Source organism: Ktedonosporobacter rubrisoli (assembly GCF_004208415.1).
GTDB lineage: Bacteria > Chloroflexota > Ktedonobacteria > Ktedonobacterales > Ktedonobacteraceae > Ktedonosporobacter > Ktedonosporobacter rubrisoli.
The window spans coordinates 3,175,722-3,199,493 of sequence record NZ_CP035758.1; the positions used below are offsets into that span (position 1 = coordinate 3,175,722).

Annotated in this window: 23 protein-coding genes and 1 pseudogene; 19 read left to right on the forward strand and 5 right to left on the reverse strand. The window is 53.3% G+C overall.

The window, feature by feature from the left end; all coding sequences use genetic code 11:
* Positions 1–64 precede the first annotated feature (64 nt).
* From EPA93_RS14295 to EPA93_RS14305, 3 genes and pseudogenes are all read left to right on the forward strand, one after another.
* Positions 65–1,825 carry an FAD-dependent oxidoreductase gene (locus tag EPA93_RS14295; protein WP_165423098.1) on the forward strand — a complete coding sequence of 587 codons (1,761 nt, stop codon included), beginning with the start codon at positions 65–67 and terminating at the stop codon, positions 1,823–1,825.
* Positions 1,826–1,928: 103 nt separating this feature from the next.
* A pseudogene (locus EPA93_RS50905) lies at positions 1,929–2,476 on the forward strand (transposase); the annotation flags it as partial.
* Between the two features lie 265 nt (positions 2,477–2,741).
* Positions 2,742–3,323, forward strand: coding sequence for a phage tail tape measure protein (locus EPA93_RS14305; protein ID WP_129888171.1), 582 nt, complete (start codon positions 2,742–2,744; stop codon positions 3,321–3,323).
* A 123-nt stretch (positions 3,324–3,446) separates the two neighbouring features.
* Here EPA93_RS14305 and EPA93_RS14310 read toward each other — a convergent pair whose 3' ends face one another.
* On the reverse strand, positions 3,447–4,238 hold the full coding sequence (locus EPA93_RS14310; RefSeq protein ID WP_129888172.1) for an SDR family NAD(P)-dependent oxidoreductase: 792 nt from the start codon (positions 4,236–4,238) through the stop codon (positions 3,447–3,449).
* Between the two features lie 106 nt (positions 4,239–4,344).
* Positions 4,345–4,578 (reverse strand): hypothetical protein, encoded by a 234-nt coding sequence (locus tag EPA93_RS14315; RefSeq protein ID WP_129888173.1) that lies wholly within the window; start codon positions 4,576–4,578, stop codon positions 4,345–4,347.
* Positions 4,579–4,775: 197 nt separating this feature from the next.
* On the opposite strand from EPA93_RS14315, the gene EPA93_RS14320 reads away from it, so the two are divergent.
* Positions 4,776–5,843, forward strand: coding sequence for a sigma-70 family RNA polymerase sigma factor (locus EPA93_RS14320; RefSeq protein ID WP_242527404.1), 1,068 nt, complete (start codon positions 4,776–4,778; stop codon positions 5,841–5,843).
* Between the two features lie 123 nt (positions 5,844–5,966).
* On the opposite strand, the gene EPA93_RS48360 is transcribed toward EPA93_RS14320, so the two are convergent.
* Positions 5,967–6,344, reverse strand: coding sequence for a transposase (locus EPA93_RS48360; RefSeq protein ID WP_277988972.1), 378 nt, complete (start codon positions 6,342–6,344; stop codon positions 5,967–5,969).
* An 84-nt stretch (positions 6,345–6,428) separates the two neighbouring features.
* Between EPA93_RS48360 and EPA93_RS14330 the strand changes: the two genes are divergently transcribed.
* The 12 genes from EPA93_RS14330 (at position 6,429) to EPA93_RS14380 (ending at position 19,942) form a co-directional block, all read left to right on the forward strand.
* Positions 6,429–7,031 carry a dihydrofolate reductase family protein gene (locus tag EPA93_RS14330; protein ID WP_129888176.1) on the forward strand — a complete coding sequence of 201 codons (603 nt, stop codon included), beginning with the start codon at positions 6,429–6,431 and terminating at the stop codon, positions 7,029–7,031.
* Positions 7,028–7,183, forward strand: a complete 156-nt coding sequence (locus tag EPA93_RS48365; protein WP_165423100.1) for a hypothetical protein — start codon at positions 7,028–7,030, stop codon at positions 7,181–7,183. Before EPA93_RS14330 ends, EPA93_RS48365 begins: the two co-directional genes overlap by 4 nt.
* A gap of 502 nt (positions 7,184–7,685) precedes the next feature.
* On the forward strand, positions 7,686–8,003 hold the full coding sequence (locus EPA93_RS14335) for a hypothetical protein (protein WP_129888177.1): 318 nt from the start codon (positions 7,686–7,688) through the stop codon (positions 8,001–8,003).
* 289 nt (positions 8,004–8,292) lie between these two features.
* Positions 8,293–9,309: a LacI family DNA-binding transcriptional regulator gene (locus EPA93_RS14340; RefSeq protein ID WP_129888178.1), complete on the forward strand. Its 1,017-nt coding sequence runs from the start codon at positions 8,293–8,295 to the stop codon at positions 9,307–9,309.
* 113 nt (positions 9,310–9,422) lie between these two features.
* The gene (locus EPA93_RS14345) at positions 9,423–10,736 is read left to right on the forward strand and encodes a type 2 periplasmic-binding domain-containing protein (protein ID WP_129888179.1); all 1,314 of its coding nucleotides are present in this window, start codon (positions 9,423–9,425) and stop codon (positions 10,734–10,736) included.
* Positions 10,737–10,919: 183 nt separating this feature from the next.
* Positions 10,920–11,681: a carbohydrate ABC transporter permease gene (locus EPA93_RS14350; RefSeq protein ID WP_422877888.1), complete on the forward strand. Its 762-nt coding sequence runs from the start codon at positions 10,920–10,922 to the stop codon at positions 11,679–11,681.
* A gap of 297 nt (positions 11,682–11,978) precedes the next feature.
* On the forward strand, positions 11,979–12,893 hold the full coding sequence (locus EPA93_RS14355; protein WP_129888181.1) for a carbohydrate ABC transporter permease: 915 nt from the start codon (positions 11,979–11,981) through the stop codon (positions 12,891–12,893).
* A gap of 159 nt (positions 12,894–13,052) precedes the next feature.
* A complete protein-coding gene (locus tag EPA93_RS14360) occupies positions 13,053–14,102 on the forward strand; it encodes a glycoside hydrolase family 130 protein (RefSeq protein ID WP_129894540.1) in 1,050 nt (349 codons plus the stop codon).
* Positions 14,103–14,668: 566 nt separating this feature from the next.
* Entirely contained in the window at positions 14,669–15,337 is a 669-nt protein-coding gene (locus EPA93_RS49690) for a hypothetical protein (RefSeq protein ID WP_129888182.1), read from the forward strand.
* Positions 15,243–16,283: a tetratricopeptide repeat protein gene (locus EPA93_RS14370; RefSeq protein ID WP_129888183.1), complete on the forward strand. Its 1,041-nt coding sequence runs from the start codon at positions 15,243–15,245 to the stop codon at positions 16,281–16,283. Before EPA93_RS49690 ends, EPA93_RS14370 begins: the two co-directional genes overlap by 95 nt.
* A 475-nt stretch (positions 16,284–16,758) precedes the next feature.
* Entirely contained in the window at positions 16,759–18,690 is a 1,932-nt protein-coding gene (locus EPA93_RS14375) for a primary-amine oxidase (RefSeq protein ID WP_129888184.1), read from the forward strand.
* Positions 18,691–18,799: 109 nt separating this feature from the next.
* The gene (locus tag EPA93_RS14380) at positions 18,800–19,942 is read left to right on the forward strand and encodes an APC family permease (RefSeq protein WP_129888185.1); all 1,143 of its coding nucleotides are present in this window, start codon (positions 18,800–18,802) and stop codon (positions 19,940–19,942) included.
* On the opposite strand, the gene EPA93_RS14385 is transcribed toward EPA93_RS14380, so the two are convergent.
* Positions 19,919–20,152 carry a hypothetical protein gene (locus EPA93_RS14385; RefSeq protein ID WP_129888186.1) on the reverse strand — a complete coding sequence of 78 codons (234 nt, stop codon included), beginning with the start codon at positions 20,150–20,152 and terminating at the stop codon, positions 19,919–19,921. The genes EPA93_RS14380 and EPA93_RS14385 overlap by 24 nt on opposite strands.
* A gap of 701 nt (positions 20,153–20,853) precedes the next feature.
* Here EPA93_RS14385 and EPA93_RS48370 point away from each other — a divergent pair.
* From EPA93_RS48370 to EPA93_RS14400, 3 genes are all read left to right on the forward strand, one after another.
* On the forward strand, positions 20,854–21,129 hold the full coding sequence (locus EPA93_RS48370) for a metal-sensing transcriptional repressor (RefSeq protein ID WP_165423102.1): 276 nt from the start codon (positions 20,854–20,856) through the stop codon (positions 21,127–21,129).
* A 563-nt stretch (positions 21,130–21,692) separates the two neighbouring features.
* Entirely contained in the window at positions 21,693–22,352 is a 660-nt protein-coding gene (locus tag EPA93_RS14395; RefSeq protein ID WP_129888188.1) for a TetR/AcrR family transcriptional regulator, read from the forward strand.
* A gap of 146 nt (positions 22,353–22,498) precedes the next feature.
* Positions 22,499–23,197 (forward strand): TetR/AcrR family transcriptional regulator C-terminal domain-containing protein, encoded by a 699-nt coding sequence (locus EPA93_RS14400; RefSeq protein ID WP_129888189.1) that lies wholly within the window; start codon positions 22,499–22,501, stop codon positions 23,195–23,197.
* 58 nt (positions 23,198–23,255) lie between these two features.
* Here the strand turns inward: EPA93_RS14400 and EPA93_RS14405 are convergent, their stop codons facing one another.
* Positions 23,256–23,714 (reverse strand): winged helix-turn-helix transcriptional regulator, encoded by a 459-nt coding sequence (locus tag EPA93_RS14405; protein WP_129888190.1) that lies wholly within the window; start codon positions 23,712–23,714, stop codon positions 23,256–23,258.
* Between the last annotated feature and the right edge of the window lie 58 nt (positions 23,715–23,772).

Here is a 23,772-nt window from a genome sequence, read left to right on the forward strand (position 1 = left end):
AAGCCGAGATCGCAAGATGGCGCATTTCTGCCGAAAACGAAAGAAAACAATGGAGGTACAACTCATGGCAAGGCAGTTCTCCGATAAGGAGGCAGTCACAAGAAATGAACCAGAAGACCCTTCAAACAGAGAAAGCGGTCGAGCGTTCACCCCACTCGACGTGCTTGTTGTAGGTGCTGGACCTACCGGCTTGGTAATGGCAAGTGAACTCCTCCGACGAGGGATTTCCTGCCGTCTTATCGACCAGAAAGATGGACCGTCAACGACTTCACGAGCATTAGGCATGCAATCGCGAACTTTGGAACTCTTTGAGCAGATGGGCATCATTACGCCCATCCTTGAGCACGCCCTCAAGCTCTGGGAAACGTATGTCTATGGTCCTGATGGAAAGCTTCAGATGCGCATGAATTGGCAGGCACTTCCCCAGGTGCCTTATCCTTATCAATTAGTCGTCGCACAAGCTCATAGCGAAAGTGTTTTGCGTGAGTATCTGAAAGAGCAAGGAGGGCAGGTGGAGTGGCAACGAGAATTGGTTGAGTTGTCTCAGGATGAACAAGAGGTGACCGCGCGAGTGAAGAGTGAGAATGGAACAACCTTTGAAGTCATCCATGCACGGTATGTGATTGGCTGTGACGGGGCGCACAGTTTTGTGCGGAAAAGCCAGGGGATTTCTTTTGAAGGGTCTGTTATGGAAGCAGACTTCTGGTTGGCAGATGCGCAATTGAAGTGGGAAAGGCCCCAAAGGCATGCCTATGTCTGGAGTCACCAGGAGGGATTATTCTCGGTAATGCCGTTACCGTTCGATCAGCAATGGCGACTCTTTGCCCATATTCCTCGACGAAGCGAAGCACCTGAAGAAGTCACGTTGGAACGCTTCCGGGAAGTGTTCACCCGGCGCACTGGTGAGCTGGGCACCGTCATCTGTAAGGCCACCTGGCTCTCAAACTTTCATATCCATCAGCGTATGGTCACCAGATATCGCCAGGGAAGAGTGTTTCTGGCGGGTGATGCAGCCCACATTCATAGCCCTACAGGTGGACAAGGGTTGAATACAGGGATTCAGGACGCGTACAACCTGGCCTGGAAGCTGGCTCTGGTGCTAGGTAAGCAGGGCAAAGAGAGCTTGTTGGAGACCTACGAGTCCGAGCGGCTTCCAGTGGCCCAGAGTGTTCTGAAAGCAACGGGCGCAGGCACTGCCCTTCAATATGCGCAACATCCCGTTGTCAAAAAGGTAGTCAGTCCTCTGCTCAGTCGCCTCATCCAACTCCCAGCAATACAGAGGAAAATCGCGCTTGCGTCCTCTGAACTGCTGATCAATTATCGTCCTTCACCGCTCTCTCATGGCAGAGAGCAGCGACCCCCTTCTGGAGGAAAGAGATGGCAGAAACCTGTCAGCCTCCGAAAAGTGCAGGCAGGAGATCGTGCCCCCCAGGCAACGTTTCTGGATGCCAGCTCACAGACGCCGAGGACCGTGTTTCAGTTGTTCCAGCAGGGCGTGATCCATCTGCTGCTGTTTACCGGGCTCCACGTCCGAATCTCCGAAACGGTTCGCACAACGGCACTGGCAAGGCTGGTGTGTGCACAATGGCATGACCTCATCGTGCCCCATCTTGTTTTTGCAGGAAAAGAACAACCTTCCTGGCTGCAATGGAGTGGATCCCTCTTGCTCGATGTCGATCATGAGGTGCACAGCGCCTATGGCATGCAGGCACCAGCTCTCTGCTTGCTGCGGCCAGATGGCTATATTGGTATGATCAGCAAAAGGTTCGATGAATACACCTTGTTTGAATACCTGCGCACCTTCTTTGTCACTCAGAGACTATAGACCGTTCTTACTTTTGTCCACACATCAGTGGCGCTATTCCGAATCGCGTGTAAGGAAGAGGCTTTTCAAAGAGGGGCTTTTGAGGTGATACTCCAGGCATATTGCCAGAGCAGCCAGTCGCCTCAATCATAGGCTGACTAAACAATTCGAGACCTGGCGAGAGCGTCCTCTTCTGGCTCATTCCCGGAATTTGTCCCTCGATGGCATCCATTTTACCGTTGGGCATGGAACCCAAACCGATTCAACCATCATCTCACTGCCTTTGCAGTGGACCTGGAAGGCAGCAAGGATGTGCTGACCTGGCGGGCCTGTGTCGAAGAAGACAAGGATGGGTGGAATTGCCTGCTCCAAGATGTGCGCCAGCGTAGTGCCACATCCATGGATCTGATCGTCACTGATGGGCATGAGGGCATCCTCGCCGCTGTCGTCTTAGCCCTCTTTCCAGCGACGCTGAGGCAACGCTGTCACGTGCAGAAACAGCGCAATGTGCTCAATGCTATTGCCTATCGAGGGCGCAAAGAGGTTGGTGCGCAATGATCTACTATCTTTAAGATGGAAAAGAAAGAGGAGGCATGGCTCAATCTGGCCGCTTTCAAAGCGAAGGACCAAAAGCGCTCTCCCGAAGCGATCCGAAGCCTGTGCGAAGATGAATAGCCTACCTGAAAGCGTTCGGGAAGCGGTTCGAGATTACTTGCTGCAAAAGCTGCAAAGTTCGTTGGTATGGTATGGATGTTCCCAAGACATACAGCGAATTTACAAACCTTTTCGACCTGTTCAAAAGCTTTGGCCTGCTCCATACTGATCAGACTTTTTATGAGTGGGGCATTTCTAGAAGATTGCATCAAGCCTGAATGGTCTTCTGGGCAATCTGAGAAACACCAATCTGCAGCTCGCACAGGCAGCGATATTATTCCTATTGCTTGGTACCGCTGCCTCTGGATTAGCACTTGTGCTGGGAATAGCCGGGATAGCCGCGAATATCTTTGGGATTGCCTTCTTGCCTTTGTTAGGGATAGCCACCGGGTTAGTTGTAGCCATTGCAGGAATTGCTGCCGGTGGGACGCTGGTTGCCGCCAATTGGGGAGAGATTGCTCCTGTTATCCAGCCCGTGCTCAAATTTTTCCAGCAGCTCGTCTCCTTTATAGGTGGTAAGGTAGCTCAGGCATGGCAAATTGGAGACAAAATTTTTCAGACCATTCACTCGCTCAGCCCAGAGCTTGCTGATTTTCTCAATCCAATGCATGCCCTCAAGCAGGCCTGGGACGACCTCTCAAAAGCACTTCAAACGGCAACGCCTCTCTGGCAACTGCTGGGACTTGTCATAGGAGCAGTTGGGGTTGTTATCCTGGCAATGCTCACGGCTGCGTTGATGGGTATAGCTAAGTTTATTCAAGGTATAGCGCTGGCGCTAGCAGGTGTCATTCAGGTAGCATCTGGGATTGTACAGTTGGTTGTGACACTGCTTACATTCATTGCCTCCTTGTTTGTCAATTTCTGATTACTGCTTACCGGACATGCAGACCAGGCATCAAAGAACTTTCAGGCGGTTTGGGAAACTTCTCAATCCTGCTCGTCTTTGATCTTTCTCTCGGGCGCGCAGGATTGAGAGGTGATTAACGCGTTACTCGACGAGTGATCCACAAGAGAGGTTCGCAACCGTCGCCGTCATCGCCCTGGCCTGGTCAGAAGCCAGAAACGCCGCAGTGTTCGCGACTTCCGCAAGTGTCGGCAGCCGTTGCAGTAGCGTCTTAGACTCCGATTGAGCTACAATATCCTCCAGCTTCAGGCCCAGGAGACTGGCGCGAGAGCTGTAGGCATTTCGGACCGCTGTTGTTTCTGGAATGGCGTCCGAGCGCATGCCAATGACGCGAATGCCCAGCGGCCCCAATTCTACCGCGAAACTTCGGGTGATCGCTTCGAGCATCGCCCATGAAGGCGCCAGGCCTCCAAAGAAAGGGATAGGCACGCGGGCAGGGTTCGCAGTCAGCGTTACGATCACGCCCGACCTCTTTTCGACCATGCGCCGTGCCGCCGCTCGTGCCGTCAAGAAGTATGCCTTTGTATAGGCCGTGATCGGGTCGGTGAAGTTCTCAAGCGACAACTCGATGAGCGGCTTTCCCAGACTGCCTGGATAGTTAAAATTGGTGGCATTCATGCAGATGTCGATGCTGCCACCTGACCTGACCACGCTGTCGGTAAACGCTTCGACGGCTTGCTCGTCAAGGACATCAACCTGGGCTGTTTGAGCCATCCCGCCAGAGTCCGAGACAGCCTGTGCCACCGCGTCGAGCTTTGAGAGAGTGCGACCAGCAAGAAACACTCTCGCCCCCTCACGCGCAAAGGCCTGTGCAATCGCAGAGCCAACGTCTCCTCCTGCTCCGTAGATAACAGCATTTTTCTTCTCAAGTAACATAATGATCCCCTTGTATTCTCATTTTTTTCATCTGATGGTCAGAGATGCTTCTATTGAACAGACCCACCATCAGCCATGCCGAACCATACCCCGTTGGTATAGACACTTAGTAAACTGTCGTGAAGAGCAAAACTGTGCGGTCTGATGGGGGATATTTTCTGCTCAGCTTCTTGCCCCTGAACTGGCTCATCAGTGCAGTTGGGCCGCTGGTGCGATGCTCTTGCGCCAAACACGCCCATTCTACCACACGGTGCAGGCTCTTTGTCACTCGTCCGAGCGTTCCAAAATCGCGCGTATCATCTGTCTCTTCAAGCAGAAAATATCCCCCATCAGACCGCACAGTTTTGCTCTTCACGACAGTTTACTAAGTAGCTATCCGACTGGGATGCTCAGATGATAGTGGGCGCACGAAGAGGGTAGCATATACTCGAAGAGAGCAGGTCGAAAAAGATGGGGACACATTCAATAGCCCGGACAAGTGTGAGAGTTCCAACAAACAGTACTCTCCAAGAAAACATGGCGACCAGGGGAAGCAGTGTGACAGAGAAACACAGGAAGATTGATCACGTTCACGAGGCTCAGATCAAAGATGGTACTGTCCATGGCCAATCCGAGAGTATCCTCGTGATCGAACCCTATCGCAGGGAGTTGCTCCTGCACTGTTATCGCCTCCTGGGGACATTGCACGATGCCGAGGATGCAGTGCAGGAAACCATGCTGCGAGCCTGGCGGCACTTTGACACATTCACGCCCAGGGGTCCGGAATCCCTGCGCACCTGGCTTTACACGATTGCAACCAACACCAGCCTCGATATCCTCAAGAAACGCTCAACGCGCACACTGCCGACCGCAACCTCTCTTGCGTCCGACCCAACGAGGCCGGTTGCGCCCAGGAGTGCCGAAGTGCTCTGGCTTGAGCCTTTCCCTGACAGTTGGCTGACGGAAGCAACCGAGAACCCGGAAGCACGCTATACCAGACAGGAGAGCGTTTCGCTGGCCTTTCTTACCGCCCTTCAGTTGCTCCCACCCCGCCAACGGGCAATCTTGCTCCTTTCAGATGTGCTGGACTGGCGGGCAGTCGAGATCGCGCACCTGCTTGAGATCTCGGTCTCAGCGACAAACAGTGCCTTGCACCGCGCTCGGGTGACGCTTGAGAAGAACTATCACAGTGAGCAGCGAGAGATAGAACAGGTCCGCCGTGCTGATGCAGCAACGAATATGTTGCTCGCCCGCTATCTCCAAGCGTGGGAAACAGACGATGTGGATGGACTCGTGGCCCTTCTGAAAGAAGACGCGACGCTCTCCATGCCACCGGTCCCTTCGTGGTATCAGGGACGAGAAGCGGTTCGTGCTATTCTCCTTGCTGTCGTATTCCCATCGGGCAAACAGAAGCGGTGGCGTTTATTTCCGACGCACGCCAATGGACAGCCAGCTTTTGCCGTGTATCGAGCTGACGAAGCAACAGGGTTCTATCGAGCGTTTGCGCTTCAAGTGCTTGCCATCGATAGTTCACAGCGCGATCAGAGGCAGGTCGCCGATGTGACAGCATTCCTTAGTCCGAAGCTTGTTACCTCTTTCGGCTTCCCGCTTCAGCTCTCTCAATAAATGCAGCATCGCGCACTTGCACCCCATTGGTTTTTTGAGGACGGCTAGGCGACATCAACTGTGTGCCTGATCAGCAAACTCAGGATGAATTTCAAAAGGCTGCTTGATTACTTGACCGGCGCTCTAAGTACACTCACAAGATCTTTTGGCTTGGGAGCCAATCACCGACAAAATTTTCTCTGGGCACCGATTGGAGCGGTCAAAGAACTCGTTGGCCGCAGCTAGCAGTGCCTGCCTCGTCTCAAAGCGCTCACAATGGGTGACTTCCCGCCGAAAATGCCTCCACAGCATTTCGATGGGATTCAACCACGGGCTGTAAGTGGGCAGATACAGCAAGACCAGGTGCCCTGCTGCTGCCCGCACGACCTCCTCAACCTCGTCATCCTCATGAGTATCGGCGTTATCCCAGGCCACATAGATTGTTCTGGTTGGGTGCTCGTCCAGCCCACAGATTGTGCAACGAGATGTCTCGTCTGAGAAAAAATGGTGGGGAATGACCACATCGAAAGGGGTGAAGAAGAACGAATGACTATAGCCCTTGATTGAGAGGGTTTGGAACAACAGGAATTGAGAAGGAAGGATATCATGCGGAAAATCATTGTCTTCAACATCATCTCACTGGATGGGTATCACACCGGGCCAAACAACGAGGTCTCGGTTATGTTCCCAATGATGGGCGGCGTCTTCGACACCTATAATGCCGAACTGCTGCGTACAGCCGACGTGCATCTTGTGGGCCGTATTTCTTTCGAGCTGTTCCAGAGTTTCTGGCCCAAGGTCGCTGAGAATCCTGACTCGGAGGAGTGGACTTCCGAACAGAGGGAGCTCTCACAAGCGGGCAGGTCCGTCAAGGCCATCGTCGTCTCAGATACGCTTTCAGGAAATAGGCCCGATATCCGCATCATCAGGCGTGCAGACGCGAACGCGCAGATTGCCGAGCTCAAACGCCAACCAGGCAAAGATATTTTGATTACCGGGAGCAGAACGCTTTGGAACGATCTGCTGGCGCATGATCTGGTTGATGAGATCCATTTGATGATTGGCAATGTGGTCTTAGGAGAAGGAGTCCCTGTCTTCGTGGGCAAACCACCCGCATCGCTTCGGCTCATCGACGTCCGCACCTGGGAGCATTCTGACAATGTGCTCCTGCGCTATGGAGTTCGCCGAGCAGGTGTGGAAACGAGGTGACCAATGCCATCACGCTCCTTGTCCGCGAAGAGCAGACAAGGGGACTACCCACAGATCTCCCCCTCGTGGGCTGGTCGAGTGATCCAGGACCATTTTCCGGGGAAATGCGCTTCCTGACATTGGCTCAACCAACGTTCTTCACACGCGGGTGAGGCCAATACTCACGCTCGTTCACAGCAATGGGCAGAGAGAGGGCCAGGTGACCAGGATAACGCTCATGAAACGCATGATGTTTGGCAGGGCAGGCCTTGCCCTCCTACGTCAGCATGGAGGACATGCTCTCTAACCCAACAATGTTCGTTGCATGGAGCCGTCGTGAGGAAAAGAATGACTCTTTTGACTCCAAGATCGTTGAGAAAGAGGAAGCATGTGTTGAACTTGAGTGCCCACTGAGATGGTAGGCTCCCGGTGCGCTCAAGTGAGCGACTTGCAGGAAGTCACAAAGGAAAGAGCATCGATGGAATTAGATTGGTTAGAGCAATCCCCTCACATTCGCAGCTTGTATCGCCCCTGGCAAACCTGGCGATGGATACGAGGAAAACGTCATTGAGGCTAGCGAGGCGCGGCTGGTTATGGCTCCATCACGTCCAAGGCCCTAAAAGGCAGAGGATCTGGACTCCTTGCGGACCCTCTGCTTCTTTGCAAGGAGGTATCATGAGCAGTATCACTGATGCGCTCGTCACCATCCAGACCTCTTCCCAATCGATGCCTTCGACTCCACCGTGGTTTGGGGAAGTGGCTATGGCTGCGCACTCCCTTCGGCACGTAGGTGTGCTCTCGACGATTGAAGAGCGGGTGCGCTTCGCCCTGTGCCGGTTTGGCCAGTATGACGTGATTGACTTTGTGGTCGTGTTGCTGGGATACACCATCAGTGGTGAACGTACCCTGGACGCGCTCATAGAATGCGTCCAGCCGTTTGCGGCCTCATTCATGGTGCTTTTCGGGCGCGAACGCCTCATCGTTCGACGCTAAGTCGTTTTCTCGCGGTGCTGGGCCAAGCGACCGTACGGCCTTGCCACCAGGAGCGAGGGTGCAGGAAGCGCAGCGTCCCTGCCAGGGTTGCCTCCCCACTGGACAGGGAACGGGGCAAGGAAGGTTGGAGAACTTCAGTCCCCACAACCTTCTTTTTCTCTTTTTGCCTGCCGCAGGAGGCGAAAAGTGGAGAGCCCTGGGCACTGCTCCAACTTCACTTGACAGCAACAAGAAATTCATTTACAATCTTTATGTAAGCGCTTGCAAAATATTTTCATTGAGGTTGTAAATGGATGCAAATTTAGCAGAAATTGCGCAAAAGGCTGGCGTTTCACTTGCCACAGCATCCCGAGCCCTTAACGGCAAGGGAGGCGTCAAGGCAGAGACGCGTGAGCGCGTCCTTGCTGTGGCCCAGGAATTGCGCTATACAGTCTCGATGGCCGCACGTAGTCTGGCCACTGCCCGCACAGAGACCATCTGTTACGTCGTTCATCAGCGCCACGTCCCGCTTGATATTGATCCATTTTACTCCATCATTATGCATGGCATCGAGGCTGAACTCAGTCGCCAGGGCTATCATTTATTGTTGACAACAATCAGTGACGAACAGTTCAAAGCTGATGGCATGTTTAAGCCTGTCGCGGAACGCAGAGTGGACGGCGTAATCCTGGCAGGGCCCGATATTGCGCCTAGCTTTATTCTCGCCTTGAAGCAGGCAGAGGTACCGCTCGTCTTAGTGGACAATACGCTGACCGCCGCGACTGTTGATGCCATCAATAGCGACGATATTCTTGGCGGTAAGCAGGCAACCGAGCACCTGATCGCGCATGGTCATCAAACCATCGTTGCGCTGCTGGGCCCGGATGACTGGGCCAGTTCGTCGCAGCGTGGCCGTGGCTATCGTCGGGCAATGGTGGCCGCGAACCTTACCCCTTATCTCTTCCACGCTCATGATACCACCTTTGATACGGGTAAGCAGCTCATGAGCGAAGCCCTGGATGCCGTTCCCAACCTGACGGCCGTCTTCGCTGCTAACGACGCAATAGCGCTGGGCGCTATGCGAACTCTGAGCCAACGGGGACGCCATGTCCCCGCTGATATTGCCATCATCGGCTTCGATGATACCAGTTTGAGCGCGTTGAGTACTCCTGCTCTGAGTACGGTGAAAGTATTTAAACATGAAATTGGGCGACTCGCGGCTCACCGCATGCTCGATATCCTCTCAGAGGAGTCCACTCCTCCTGTTCAAATGCTTGTTGCGACCGAGTTGATCCCACGTACTTCTTGTGGCTGCTCCTGGGAGTGAGGGCAGCTACGTCCAGAGGCTATGACCTGCTCTACAGTTCCTTTTAAAAATGGGAGCCCTATTTGGAACGGCAACATCTCTATCGTTCCGTCCGCTCATAAGGAGGATCGGCAATGAAGCTGAAAGGTTATTTCCTTGTTTGCTCTCTTATTCTTTGTATGAGTACGTTTCTCTCGGCATGCGGTGGTGGTTCACAAGGAACTACTGGTTCCTCCACTGACATTACATTCTGGGCCGCCCCCAACCCACCTCAGAGCGCTTTTTGGGCTGAGATGGCAAAAGGTTATATGGCCCAACATCCTGATGTCAAGATTTCAGTAAAAGCTATTCCTGAGACGCCATCATCAGAAGCTGCCATTCAGTCTGCTCTGGCCGGAGGAGCGGGACCAACCGCTTCAGAGAATATCTTCACTGGCTTCGCGGCTCAGTTGCAGAGCTCGCAAGCTATTGTACCCCTTGACCAGATGCCAGGTTGGAATGACGTTGTGAAGGCACGCAATATGGCACAGACGATTGCTCCCTGGAAGCAGAGCGATGGCCATACCTACGTTATCCCCATGTATACGAATGCGATGATGCTTGGCTGGCGTATCGATATTCTCAAGCAATTAGGCTATAGCCAGCCACCTCGTACGTATAGCGAGATCCTCGCTCTGGGCGATAAGCTCAAGCAGAAGTTCCCAGATAAGTTTGTGTGGGCGAATGATGCACTTACCAAGGATACCTGGTGGCAGCGCTGGTTCGATTTCTTCACTTTCTATGATGCTGCCAGTAATGGGCAAGCGCTCTCCAGTGGCGGCAAGATCACAGCCAACGATCAGGCGGCCATCTCTACGCTGGCTTTCTTCAAGGATCTGGCTGCTAAACACCTGTTGCTCACGCAAACTGCCAATGATCCCTTTGAAAATGGCCTGTCGGTAATGAGCGTCCTGGGACCCTGGACGTTTGCTACCTGGCAGCAGAAATATCCGAACTTGCAATTGGATAAGAACTATGTGCTTTCTCCGATAGCAGTGCCCGATGACTATCCAGCCGATCAACCAGTAAAAACCTTTGCCGATGCCAAGGGCCTGGTCATCTATAAGCAGGCTTCCGATGAGCAGCAGAAAAAGGCCTGGGATTTCATCAAATGGGTGCTCTCTGATCCTGCGCATGATGTGAAGTGGCTACAGACGACGACCTTGCCACCGGCACGCGATGACCTGAGCACAAACCCACAGTTCGCGGCGTTTTTTGCGAAGAACCCCGAACTTGTGCCATATGCAAAGAACATTCCGAATGCGGTCCCGCCCCTTGCCGTCGCGAAATATACGGATCTACAGGTAGCATTGGGAGATCAGGCTATCATTCCGGTTGTGAAGGGGCAGAGTAGCCCTGCTCAAGGCTGGAATAATTGGAAAACAGCGGCCCAACCTCTGCTGAGTTAATGGCGCTCTCCTCTTTGCGTATCCCTATTTTGAGAGGGTATTGTGATGATTCAAGCTCAAAGTGAACGGAATACACAGCGCGCTTTCTCGCTGGGCGCGCGTTCAAGCAAAGGAGTTGGGAGGCGCAAGCGCCTCCCACGGGGCTACTGGTTGTATGTACTGGCTGTGCCCCTCCTCCTGATCATGGTTTTGCCCTATGCCTATCTGCTCGCGCAATCTCTCGCCCCCTGGAACCAGGTGGACCGGGCGTTTTTCCCCACAGCTTTATCGCTGCGTTCCTACACATGGATTTTTTCTGGAGGAGGATATATTCCTCAGCCCTGGCTTCCAGCACTCTTCAACAGTTTTTTGGTTTCCACCGTTGACGCGGGAACTATCGTAATCTTCGGTGCTATGGCTGGCTATGCGCTTTCGATCCTCAAGTTTCGTGGCCAGGGCGCGGTCTACAATTTCATCCTTTTCCAGATGTTCTATCCAAGCATTATCCTGCTGGTCCCAACTTTCTTGATTATACGCTATCTCGGCCTCTACAACAGCTATTGGGCTATGCTCGTGCCGAAAGCAGTGAGCTTGTGGGCGATTTTTATGTTTACCAGCTTCTTCCGTTCGATCCCTATGGATTTTATCGAGGCGGCTCGTATCGATGGGGCAGGGGAGCTGCGCATCATTTTTCGCCTGATGCTGCCTCTCTCGCGTTCCATCGCCACGATTATCTTCCTTTTTGTCTTTATGGAGCGCTGGACCGAGTTAATGTGGGACCTGATTGTGATCAAAGAGCCGACACGGCAGACCTTGAATGTGCTCCTTGCGACAATGTTCGGTCCTTACGGAACCTACCCTGGACCACTGTATGCCGCGGCCGCAATTCTGACATTTCCACTATTAGTGCTCTTTCTGGCGTTCAGCCGCAATTTTGTCAAAGGTGTTCAGATTGTCCTACGTTAGCCCACGCGATATGCACGTTTTTATAGATCACCAAGAAATGACGAGTGGAAAAGCGAAGGTGCAGGGAGCGCAGCGTTCCTGCCGGGATTACCTCTCCACTGGAGAGGGTTCCCTGTCCCCCCAACAGGGAACGGAGCAAGGAAGTTTGCGGGGACGGAAGTTCCCCAAATTTCCTTTTCCTTCTCATCCCAGCCGCCGGAGGCGGCACACTCATCAAGCGAAGTTTGACAAAGCACTAGGCGGCAAAAAACGTGCACATAGCGTTAACCTCGATAGATATGAAGGGAGGAAGAAGCGATGTTAAGCCTTGCTCGGTCAGAAAAGGGCAGCCTGCGAAGCTGGAGGAAGCAACTTCAGGGATGGAGCCTTGCCAGCCCTTATCTGATTTTTACCATCATTTTCTTTGTGATTCCCTTACTCTGGAGCATCTTTCTGGTCTTCCAGAACTGGAATCTCATCTCACCAACGCCACAATTTATTGGTTTAGCAAATTTTCAGGAGGCTTTGACCAGTCCTCGTGTGCGCCAGGCTTTCTTTGTTTCGTATAAGTTTATGCTTTTCTTTATCCCTCTGGTGCTGGCTGCGTCGATTGGACTGGCTTTGATCCTGCATCATATCCCACGCTGGAAGGCGTTGTTCGCGGTAGGCTTTTTTCTGCCGTACCTGGCCTCGGGGGTAGTCTCTTCGTTGATTGTGCGCGGCTTCCTTTCTTACGATAGCGCCTTCAATGTGTTCTTGCGCTCTCATTTCGGAGCTTCGCCTGACTGGTTGGGCAATGGAACGCTTGCGACACTGGTCATCGTGGTTATGCTCGTCTGGAAGCTCTCGGGGTACTACGCGCTGATCTTTTTATCTGGCCTGCAAGGAATTGCTCCCGAGATTTATGAAGCTGCCTCTATCGATGGTGTATCCAGGTGGGCCAGCTTCTGGCGTATCACGCTGCCGCTGCTCTATCCCGCGTTTTATACCGTCCTCATTCTAGCCGTGGGTATGATGTTCTCCATTTTTACCGAGCCTTTCACGCTGACGAATGGAGGCCCGGACATGGCCACGCAAACCTGGCAATTAGAGATCTATTACCAGGCTTTCGATCAGTTTCGTTCCGGCTATGCCGCGACTATCGCGCTGATCAACGCTGTAGTCACTCTGTTGACGATTCTGATCATCCGCCGCCTGGTAGAGGCGTGGGGGCATCATTACGGCTGGGATTAAGAAGGGGGCTCCTCAAACGGGGCGGGGCATGGAAGTTCGGGGAACTTCCCGGGACCGCATTCCCTCCCTTACCGCCGCCGCAAGCGGCGCACCCCTCAAACGAAGATTGACAGAGCAGTAGCACTATATGCGCTGAAAGAAGGAGAATTTGTGTCCGAGATGGTACAACGTTTCGATCAAAATCCACTTTTGCATCCACAAACTATAGCGCCGAGCATGGAAGGGCTGGTGGTGGAATGCTTGCTCAATCCAGGGGCTTTCCGTTTTCAGGGGAAAACCTGGTTGCTCCTGCGAGTCGCGGAACGCCCTGTGCAGAGCGAACAGGAGGTGAGCGCTCTGACTATCGATCCCACGACAAAAAGCGGCCTCTCTATTTTGAAGCGTCGGCTAGATGATCCAGACCTTGACTACGGCGAAGATCCGCGGGGTTTTACCTACAAAGGACAGCAGTATCTGACGACTCTCTCGCATTTGCGCTTAGCCTGGAGCGAAGACGGGATTCATTTCCAGGTCGCGGACCACCCAACGCTCATTGGGCAGGGGCCATTGGAAACATTCGGTATTGAGGACTGCCGCATAACAAGTATTGAGGGCCGCTACTATCTCACCTACACCGCTGTTTCAGGGCTTGGTTATGGCGTTGGTATGATGAGCACCGAGGATTGGCAGCGCTTCGAGCGCCACGGGATGATCTTGCCTCCGCCCAACAAAGACTGCGCGCTCTTCCCAGAAAGGATAGACGGCTATTACTATGCGCTGCATCGTCCCACTCTTGGCTCCGAGGGATTAGGCGGCAACAACATCTGGGTCTCGCGCTCACCTGACCTTATTCATTGGGGTGAGCATACCTGCCTTCTCAAGACGCGCCCGGGCTGCTGGGATGCGGTACGTGTAGGCGCAGGCGCGGCTCCCACGCGTACTGGCGAAGGATGGCTCGAAATCTATCATGGCGCTGATGAGCATAATCGTTATTGCCTGGGCGCGGTCCTGCTCGATCTCGACGATCCCACACGCGTGCTAGCTCGTTCGCGCCAACCACTGCTGGAACCGACCGCGGCCTATGAGAAAACGGGTTTTTTCGGCAATGTAGTATTTACCAACGGCGTGATTGAAGATGGTGATACGCTCACTGTCTATTATGGGGCCTCCGATGAGGTGATCTGTGGCGCGACGTTCTCTCTGGGTGAGATCTTGCGCACATTGGAATGAGCGATAGACCCATTCACTACGTTTTTCCGACATGAAAGGACCCCTGGCAAGAAGGACTGCCAGGGGTTATTTCCTTACGAAACTGGTTACTGATCTCCTGCCCCGATGCGCTCCCTATGTGACACTTCCTCCTCCAGGGCAACACTTGAAACTTCTTGAAGCCCTAAGTTGCCTGCCGGGAACCAGAACATCAGCGGCAGGATGACAAGAGCCAGGACCACCATCAGGAGAAAGACGCAGAAGAGGCTTTGATAAATGCTCCTCGGAGCTACTCCAGTAATGCGGGAAGGTATGGAGCACGTAGCTCAGGCGTGAGCAGCAGCGTGGCTGGCGAGTTTCCTTCGGGTATCCTATGTACAAGACAAACAAACGGCAAAACAGCTAGGAATCCGGTCATGGTACACTCATGAAGAGAGATCGACTTCTGCACTGAAATATGCTTCAGTTCACAGTTAGAGAAAACGAAGGGATTCCTCACGTTCACCTCTCCCATTCTCTCACCAGAATCAGCCCGAAAAACTATGAACTGAAAAGAATCAGGCAAGGAAAAACCGGAGCAAGAGCACATGCTGGACAACGAAAGCCAGAGAGAAGAAGACACACCCACCATATGGGTTGACTGCTATATCGCCAGTCGGCTGGCCTTTAAGCGGGAAACAACTCAGCGTACCTATGCACTTATCCTGCGACAGTTTTTGACTTGGCTTCTTTGCCAACCGGGACATCAGCCGCCTTTTGACCCGCCAACAGATTTCACCCAGACCGCTGTGCAAACCTATCTGTTTGGTGAACTGGCTGACACCAGCATCAGTCACCGTGAATGCGTCAAGTCCATCCTCAACGGTTTTGTGGAATGGCTCATCGACGAGGAGTGGCTCACGCGCAATTCCACGCGAGGAATTGAGTTCCCAGCGCAACAATTACTTGCCCCCCGTGAACTCTCGATCGATGGACAGTGGGAGCACATCGCCGATATCACCTTCCACGATCTGCGGCATGGCTTCGGCCATGGGCTGCCCCGTCTCGCCGAGGTCTATGCCTTGCGCGCGCTGGTCTCCGTTCGTCAGGGAACGATCCCAGAGGCGGCTCGCGCTGCGCGAGGCACTGGCTCTCCTCTCTCCAGAACAATCCTTCTGGCAGGTGGTCTGCCAGACCGCACTGGCCATCGAAGCGCGCTGGCTGGGACATTTTCAAGCCGCCTATCAGACAATGCTTCCAGGCCTTTCCACATTTAGAGACATACAGGAGCAGGAGGGGTCTATTGTTCTCAAGTTGTTTCTGGGCGAACTCTGTCTTGAACAGGGGGCGCTCTATCAAGCTGAAGAGCTCTATCAAGCGGTCCTGCGGGAAGCAAAGGCTGGCTCGAACGACCAGGCCAGATCGCTCATAGGGATGGCTCAGCTTGCTTATGAACATAATCAATTAGCCCTGGCTCAGCAGCAAGCCCAACAAGCGCTGGCAATTAGCACGACCATCAACGACCGGCTCTTGCAGGTTCAGGCGACGCTCATCCTGGCCAGGGTTGTTGCGGCCTTGTGCATGAGGCCCGAGGCCATCAAAATGCTTCAGGCGAGACTCGTCCATCTCGACCCCGCCCAATTTCCTCAACAGTATCGCGAGGTCTTGCTCTGGCAGATGCGTTTCGAACTCACTTCGGGCGACGCCGCCTCTGTTCAACGCTGGCTAGAGTCACCGCAGGAAGACCCGGGCCTGCCTTCCGTTTCGCGCTTGCAACATGAACGAGAGGCATTGTTGCGGGCGCGCTGGCTGTTGCATAGCAGCGCTGCGCCCGATGTCGTGCCCTTGCTCACGCGGTGGCAGGAAGAGGCTGCATCAAATGGGCGCTTACGTAGCACCCTCGAAATTGGTCTCCTGCTGAGCATTGCCTATTATCAGCTCAAACAGCCCCAGGAGGCAAGAAAGCAGTTCTGCGAGATCATCCAGCTTGCGCACACCGAACAGTACCTGCGCCTGTTTCTTGACGAAAGAGAGGTCGTCACCACGTTGCTTTCTGCTCAGCTCACCGCCACACGTGAAAAAGCGCTCCTGACCTATATTTGCTCCATCTTGCAAGCCTTCGACACCAGGCAGAAGCGGCCAGGCGCACCAGCTTCCGATCCTGCCTCGCTGCTCGCTTCATTAAGTCCGCAAGAACGACAGACTTCTCAACTGACGTTCTGAGGGGGAAGATCAGTGGATGCGGAACAACTACTAGTTTCCTTCGCGTGCTTGTGGCTTGTTGCCACAGCGACAATCATGACTCCTGGACGCATCCGGGCTAACTTCCAACACGAGCAAAAGCGCATCATTCGCTCAACCAACCGCAACCTGCCTTCACCGATGGGCAGTAGAGCCCATTTTCATCCCCTTGTCTGCCGCCCCACGGCATCTCACTGCCTATGAAAAAATGAGAAAAGACCTTCGCCTGAGCAGTGAGCCAGGTGAAGATGTGCTCCACTGGTGTCTGTCTCGACTTCCTCAAGCAAGAAACCTATTTTTCTGTTCCCGCCTCTGTTATCACTTTTCCCTGCACACCCTGTTCTTCCTAGCTGGTTGCTTTCTTCACCCGCTTTCCTTTATACTGTTCATAATAGCATAAATATTTTCTCTGCTTTTTGCTTCATGTCTCTATTTCTATTTTGTATGAGGTGAATGCATGCATTACCCCCAGCATCCCTTAGATCCCCTTTCCGCTGAAGAGTTGCGCCAGGTTGTCCACATCGTTCGGAGGCAGCGGCACCTCTCCGAACGCGTGCGCTTCGTCTCGCTCAATCTGCATGAGCCAGCCAAAGCGGTGGTGCTGTCTTTTCAGCCCGGCATGAACTGGGAGCGCGAAGCCGAAGTAGTGTTGCTGGATACCCGCGATGAGACAGCCTATGAGGCCATCGTCTCCCTGAGCAGGCAGCAGGTTGTTTCCTGGCAGCACCTTCCCGGGGTGCAGCCCTCGGTCATGCCTGATGAGTTCTTTGCCTGTCAACAAGCCCTTAAAGTGCATCCAGGCTTTCGGGAAGCGCTGCGCCGACGCGGCATTACCGAGATGGAACAGGTCATGATTGAGCCGTGGTCCGCCGGCAACTATGGCGCTCCTGAAGAGCAGGAGCTTCGTCTCGTGCGTGTGCTCACCTGGGTCCGCCTGCCCGATCCGGCTGCACCAAACGTCAACGACAATGGCTATGCTCATCCCATTGCGGGGCTGCGCGTGCTCTTTGATCTCAACGCGCTTGAGGTGGTACGTTTGGAAGATGACGGGGTACAGGAAATTCCGGCGGCGCGGGCCAACTATATCGCTGAAGCCGTTGGACCATTGCGCACGGATCTCAAACCGCTTTCCATCGTGCAGCCGGAGGGACCCAGCTTTGTGGTGCAAGGCAACCAGGTCAGCTGGCAAAAGTGGAGGTTTCGCGTGGGCTTTACCATCCGAGAAGGCCTGGTGCTGCACACAGTCAGCTATCAAGACCAGGGACGAACACGTCCCATCCTCTATCGGGCCTCCTTAGCAGAAATGGTGGTACCCTATGGCGACCCGGGAGCTGATCATTATCGCAAAAATGCCTTCGATATCGGCGAATATGGCCTGGGCTGCATGGCCAATTCTCTGGAACTGGGCTGTGATTGTCTGGGGGTGATCCACTACTTCGCTGCGGCCATGGCTGATAGTCAAGGTCAGGTCAGCACCTGGCCCAATGTGATCTGTCTGCATGAGGAAGATCATGGTCTGCTCTGGAAACATACCGATTGGCGTAATCGGGAGACCGAAGTGCGCCGTTCGCGTCGCCTGGTGCTCTCCTTTATCGCCACGGTGGGCAACTATGACTATGCCTTCTACTGGTATTTTTACCAAGATGGCAGCTTGGAATATGAGATCAAGTTGACCGGGGTGATGGCCACTGGGGCCGTGCAGCCAGGAGCACACCCGAAGTATGGGGCGCGTGTCGAGCCTGCCGTCTTTGCTCCCAATCATCAACATATCTTCAACCTGCGGCTGGACATGCAGGTGGATGGCTTTACCAACTCGGTCGATGAGATCAATACCCAGGCTGAGCCGCTGGGGCCAGACAATCGTGAGGGCAATGCCTTCTTTGCCAGGGCGACCAGGCTGACCACCGAACAAGAGGCTCAGCGCGACGTCAATCCGCAGAGCGGGCGCTATTGGAAGATCGTCAATCCCAACGTGAGCAATCGACTGGGAGAGCCGGTGAGCTATGCCCTCAGCTTTGGGCAAACGGGCTTGCCCTTCGCACATCCCCAGGCGCATATCTCCCAGCGGACCGGCTTTGCCCGCCATCACCTCTGGGTCACGCCCTACCACCCTCAGGAGCGCTATCCTGCCGGAGAGTATCCCAACCAGCATCCGGGTGGGGCAGGCCTGCCAAGCTGGACGCAGCAGAATCGTTCGGTGGAGCATACGAATGTGGTGCTCTGGTGGACGCTCAATCTGTTGCATTTGCCGCGTCTGGAAGACTGGCCAACGATGCCGGTACATAGCATCGGGCTCATGCTCAAGCCAGCCGGCTTCTTTGACCGCAACCCAGCCCTGGATGTCCCTCGTCCGCAGCAGGAGTCGTCGGAACCGTGTCCACACGCGTGAAACAGGGGAACTGCTCTCCCTCACGCAGGTTGGACGCTATTGAGCTAGAGACAATTCCCGCTGGCTTGAGTTTGCTTCGCTCAAGCCAGGAAAGAGAGGAGAAAACCCGATGCCTGAGATCAACGAAGGCTTCTCGGCAGAGAAGGTCCCGCATGCTGAACCAGCGCTCTCTTCACGAGAGGCATCTCCCGTGGTAAGTGAGCTGGAAAGCGCTCACCGTGTCAAAGAGCCTCCGGTTGCCTCTGCTTCAGGTACGCTCCCTGGGCAGAGGGCAACCCTGAAGGCCAACGCGATTGGCCTGCCTGGAGTGCTCTTCCAATCGATTACAGCGATGGCCCCTGCCTCAGCAGTTGCCACGGCTCTCACCCCAGCCGTTCCCTTAGCGGGAGCCTCGCTGCCCCTGGCGGTGGTGGCGGCGACGATCGCCTGTATCTTTATTGCGGCTTGCATTGGTCAGCTTGCGGTACATATTCCCTCAGCAGGTGGCCTCACCACCTATATCAGTCGCAGCTTGGGACCCCATGTCGGCTTTTTGTCTGCCTGGATCTTTTTACTTGCCCAGCCACTCTTGCTGCCATTGCTCTCGTTAGTCTGGGGACCCTATCTCGAAGACCTGGTGAAGCTGCTTACAGGGATCGATATTTCCTGGATCGTCTGGGTGATCGTGGGCAATGCGGCGCTGCTACTTCTTACCTATTCAGGCATTCAACGCTCGACAGTGGTCAGTGTGATTCTTGGCAGCATCGAAATTGGCATCATTCTGGCCCTCTCCCTGACCATGATCCTGCGCGCACCCAATGATGTGGCGACCTTGACTCCAGCCTATAGCCTGCAACAAAGCTTTGGGGGTTGGGGAGGTATTTTCCAGGGCATGCTCTTTGCCTTTTTAGCCTTCACAGGCTTTGAGGCGGCAGCCCCTCTCGGCGAAGAGACGACCCATCCGAGACGCACTATTCCTTTGGCTGTCATCTTCTCAGCGCTTGGGATTGGCGTCTTTTATACCATTGGTTCCTATGCTGGGATGATCGGCTGGGGTGTGAGCCATATTGCTGGCTATGCGGCCTCTCCAGCGCCATGGATCGAGCTTGGACAACGGTTCTGGGGCTGGCTTGGCCCTGTCTTGATCAGCTTTGTGACCATCAATAGTGCGCTTGGCAATGGGAACGCTGGGATCAATGCGACTTCACGGGTGGCCTACGCCATGGGACGTAGTGGCACCTTACCCCATTTATTTGCCCGCCTCTCTCGTTAACACACGCCAGGTTCTGCTATCGTCATCCATGCCTCGACAGCCGTGGTACTCGCCCTGGGAGCAGGGCTGCTCCTGGGTGTATCCAATGCCTTTGGCCTGATCGCGACGCTTTTGACCATCGGAATGCTCTTGCTCTATTTCGCCTCTTGTCTGTCGGTGGGCATCTTCTACTGGCGCCAGCGGCGGCAGGAGTTTCGTCTCTGGCTCCATGTCGTGGTTCCTCTCGTTCCTCTCATTATCTTGCTGTTTGTCCTCTTTGCCCAGATCTTTCCTGTCCCTCCCTACCCCATTTCCTTGGCACTCCCCCCTCTTTCTTGTTTGGCTGTTGCTCGGGGGGCTTTGCTGGCTCTGGCTGCGCAAGCGGCGTCCCGAGGCCCTCTTGCGCGGGCAAGAGGTCTTCCTGAAGGATCTAGATGCGGCACCAGAAGAGGACAGTAAGCCCCTGGTTGAACAGCTATAGGCGCTAAGGAGAGCCTGAACAAAGGGCTCTCCTTTGAGCCATGCCGGTCAAATGCATCCAGCATGCTCATGTGCGCTCCTGATGTATTTGTAGTGTGACTTAACTCCGCATGTTTCCCTAATCACAAGAGAGTCACGAATATACATCTTTAAAGCATTCTTTTAGCTCTTCTGGGCGTTTACCACCTATGAGTGTAGTCCTGCAAGAGAAGCCTATCGAGGAAAAGGGTTGGAACCAGGGAAAGAAGAAAGATATAATAGGGGGAGATTTGACGATGGAAACAAGGCCTGAAGCAAAACTTCAAAAACCTTGGAGGGAACGCGTCCTCTCGCTCCTGCTGGGTGTTGCGTTTAGGAGCCTTGACTTTGGAAGCCAGGATAGCTATACTCTGAGCATGGAGATAGATCCCCCAGGGGGGATCTATAAGTTTTCCCTGAAAAAGATTGTGATAATGATGGCAAAACAACGTGTGCTGACTCGTGAAGATATTGCACATCGACTAGCGCGTATCTCCGGTCATGCCGCAAGTCTTAAGCGGCTGTGGGAAGAAGAGCGCGACTATGATGATATGCTGATTCAAATTGCGGCGGTTCGTGCGGCATTAGATCAAGTGGCGCGAGCTATTCTGGAACAGCATTTACAACAAAGCATTCAGGAGGCGGTTACACGTTCTGATCCCGATGGCGCTATTCGCGATCTAAAGAATGCCCTTGATCGGTTTGTATAATGAGTGAGCCATATGCATGATGTGCTGGTAGCGTGGAAACAGTGACCACATGGCACGATCTATCAGCTTATCAAAAATTATAGGTCTCAAATTCTCCCCACCTGACCGCTATGACGACGTTGCAGAGTCTTTCCATGTCTTCTGAAGCGCTGGAAGATATGCGCTAGAAAAAGCTCTCCCAACGATTTCTTGAGCTAGCTGAGATGCTAGCTTTTTGCTACGATTGTGAGGATGTCTTTTCCCTGCTGTTTGTGATGCTGCCCGCCTGCTGCGTTCTTAGGCAGTTTGTCAAAGCTGGCTATCTCAGTTGCTCTAAGCGCTAGCGCTAATTTCTCGCTTTTCTCGCTGTGAGCGCAATGAAAAGAACTCAAGGTTTCAGGTGCCATATGCTTGGGGATAGGTTTGTTCAACCACGTTGAATTGGTGCCCAGTATAGCAATTGAACTGCTTCGCTAGCTTGACATGATGTGCCATGACGTGCTAGTCTCGTGGTGAATGCCTGTTCATAATTTTGAATTGCTAATATTTGCTCATCTGTGAGAGAGCGAAAAGGAGGCCTAGATATGGCTGATTCTCGGGATCCTATTCAAGAGCTTGTGATTGCCGCGCGGCGCAAACAGATACTTGATGCTGCCACGCAGGTTTTTGCGGAAAAGGGATTTCATCGCGCAACCATTAAAGATATTGCTCGTGTGGCTGGGATTGCCGATGGGACTATCTATACCTATTTTGCCAGTAAGACGGAGGTGTTGCTGGCGATACTTCATCGTTTGAACGAATCAACTGAGCGTAGTCAACAATTTTTGCAGGGCGGCGAGCAAGATTTTAGGGTTTTCGTACAGGAGTATATTCGGCAGCGTATCTCGCTAGTCTGGCCGAATGCCGAAGTATTTCGGGCCGTATTGCCTGAAGTGCTTGTGAATGCAGAGCTGCGAGAGTTGTATACTCAGCAAGTTCTGATACCTACCTTTGAAATAGGAGAGCGCTATTTCCGTGCTCAGCGCGAACAGGGCAAACTTCGTGATCTAGACGTGCAGCTTACCGTGCGAGCAGTAGCCGGCAGCGTATTTGGCTTGCTCGTGATCCAGTTACTTGGCGATGAAGTAATTGCTTCTAGATGGGAAGAACTGCCAGAGGTTCTCACAACCCTCTTGTTGGATGGTTTACGTGCCGTACACGAGGCACCGGTGGAAGAAGGAGAGAGGGATGCTGATGCGCACTAGCGATAAGAAGGGAAAGATTTCCCAGGCAGGGAAGATTTTATAAAGTATCTCAAGTCATGTATAACGCATTTCAAATAAAGATTATAACCGTGATAAAATTGAACATTGTACAGTATACTTGAGAGTGTGATACACTGTCAGGTATCATGAAAATACATCGCGAACAGATCATCTCCACAGCTATAGCCATCCTCGACCGAGATGGCCTGGAAGGGGTCACCTTAAGGAGGGTAGCAGCTGAGCTCCAGGTTCGTCCCGGAGCGCTCTACTGGCATGTGCAGAACAAACAAGAATTACTTGATGAAATGGCCAATGTGCTCTTATCCGAGCAGTTTGCCCATTTCGAGGGCCTCATTCCCGGGCAAGAGTGGTCAAAGTGGCTACAGGAGATGTGCCTGCGATTGCGGCAAGCATTGCTTGCTCATCGCGAGGGTGCACGAGTAGTGGCAGGGGCTGGTTTTGGCCGGGCCTTCATGTTAAAGCAGTTGCTAGAAATAACGGTTAGCTCTCTGCTGGCAGCGGGTTTCTCCTTGCGCCTGGCTTTCCTTGCCTGGTCGACGACAACATCCTATGTGTATGGTTTTGTGATCGAAGAGCAGGCTGCTCCAAGCGAAGACACCATCAGAAACGCACAGCGCTTGCAGGGAGAATCAATGGTAGTGGCTATCCAGCGCGAAAAACAGGAAAAAATGTATACGGAAGATAAGGATTTCTGCGATGGACTAGAGGTTATTGTAGATGGAATCAGGCAGTGGAGAGCAAAACAGCTGATTTACGCTGAAGAGGATCAAGAAGTTCGCGAACAGTATAGTACTGAACTGGATTCGGGAAGCCGAGAAAAGTAAGAGAACAAAAGGTGAGAGGCCGATAGTGATGCTCACCTTTTGCTCAACATTGGTTTGCTTACATCACTTGGCTAACAACGCTATTGGGGCCAGAAAAAACGGAGCCTCCGTTTTGGATTGTTTCGCGTATGAGACTAGTTATCTTTGCTTTATCAGTATTAACCTTGTCGATCCAGGACTGAGGTGCCTCAGTTTGTGGATCGTACTGAGCGCCCCAATTCCCTATCTCCACTAAGATAGGTATGAGATCCAGGCCTTTTTCGGTGAGGACGTACATCTCCTTACGTTTGTCTGTATCATGAGGCTTTTTGGCAAGAATACCTTTTTGTTCGAGAAGAGCAAGTCGGCTGGCGAGGATATTCGTGGCGATACCTTCCTCTGAGGCCAGGAACTCGCCGTAAGTTTTTTTGCCAAAGTAGACAATATCGCGAATAATTAAGAGTGACCAGGTGTCACCGAATGTCTCTAAGGCAAAGTTGATAGGGCAATTCGAGCGTCTTTGTTGTTTGTTCTTCATAGTAGAATCGCTTCCTTGACATCTTGTTGCCAGAGAGGAATATATGGCACAACGAGCT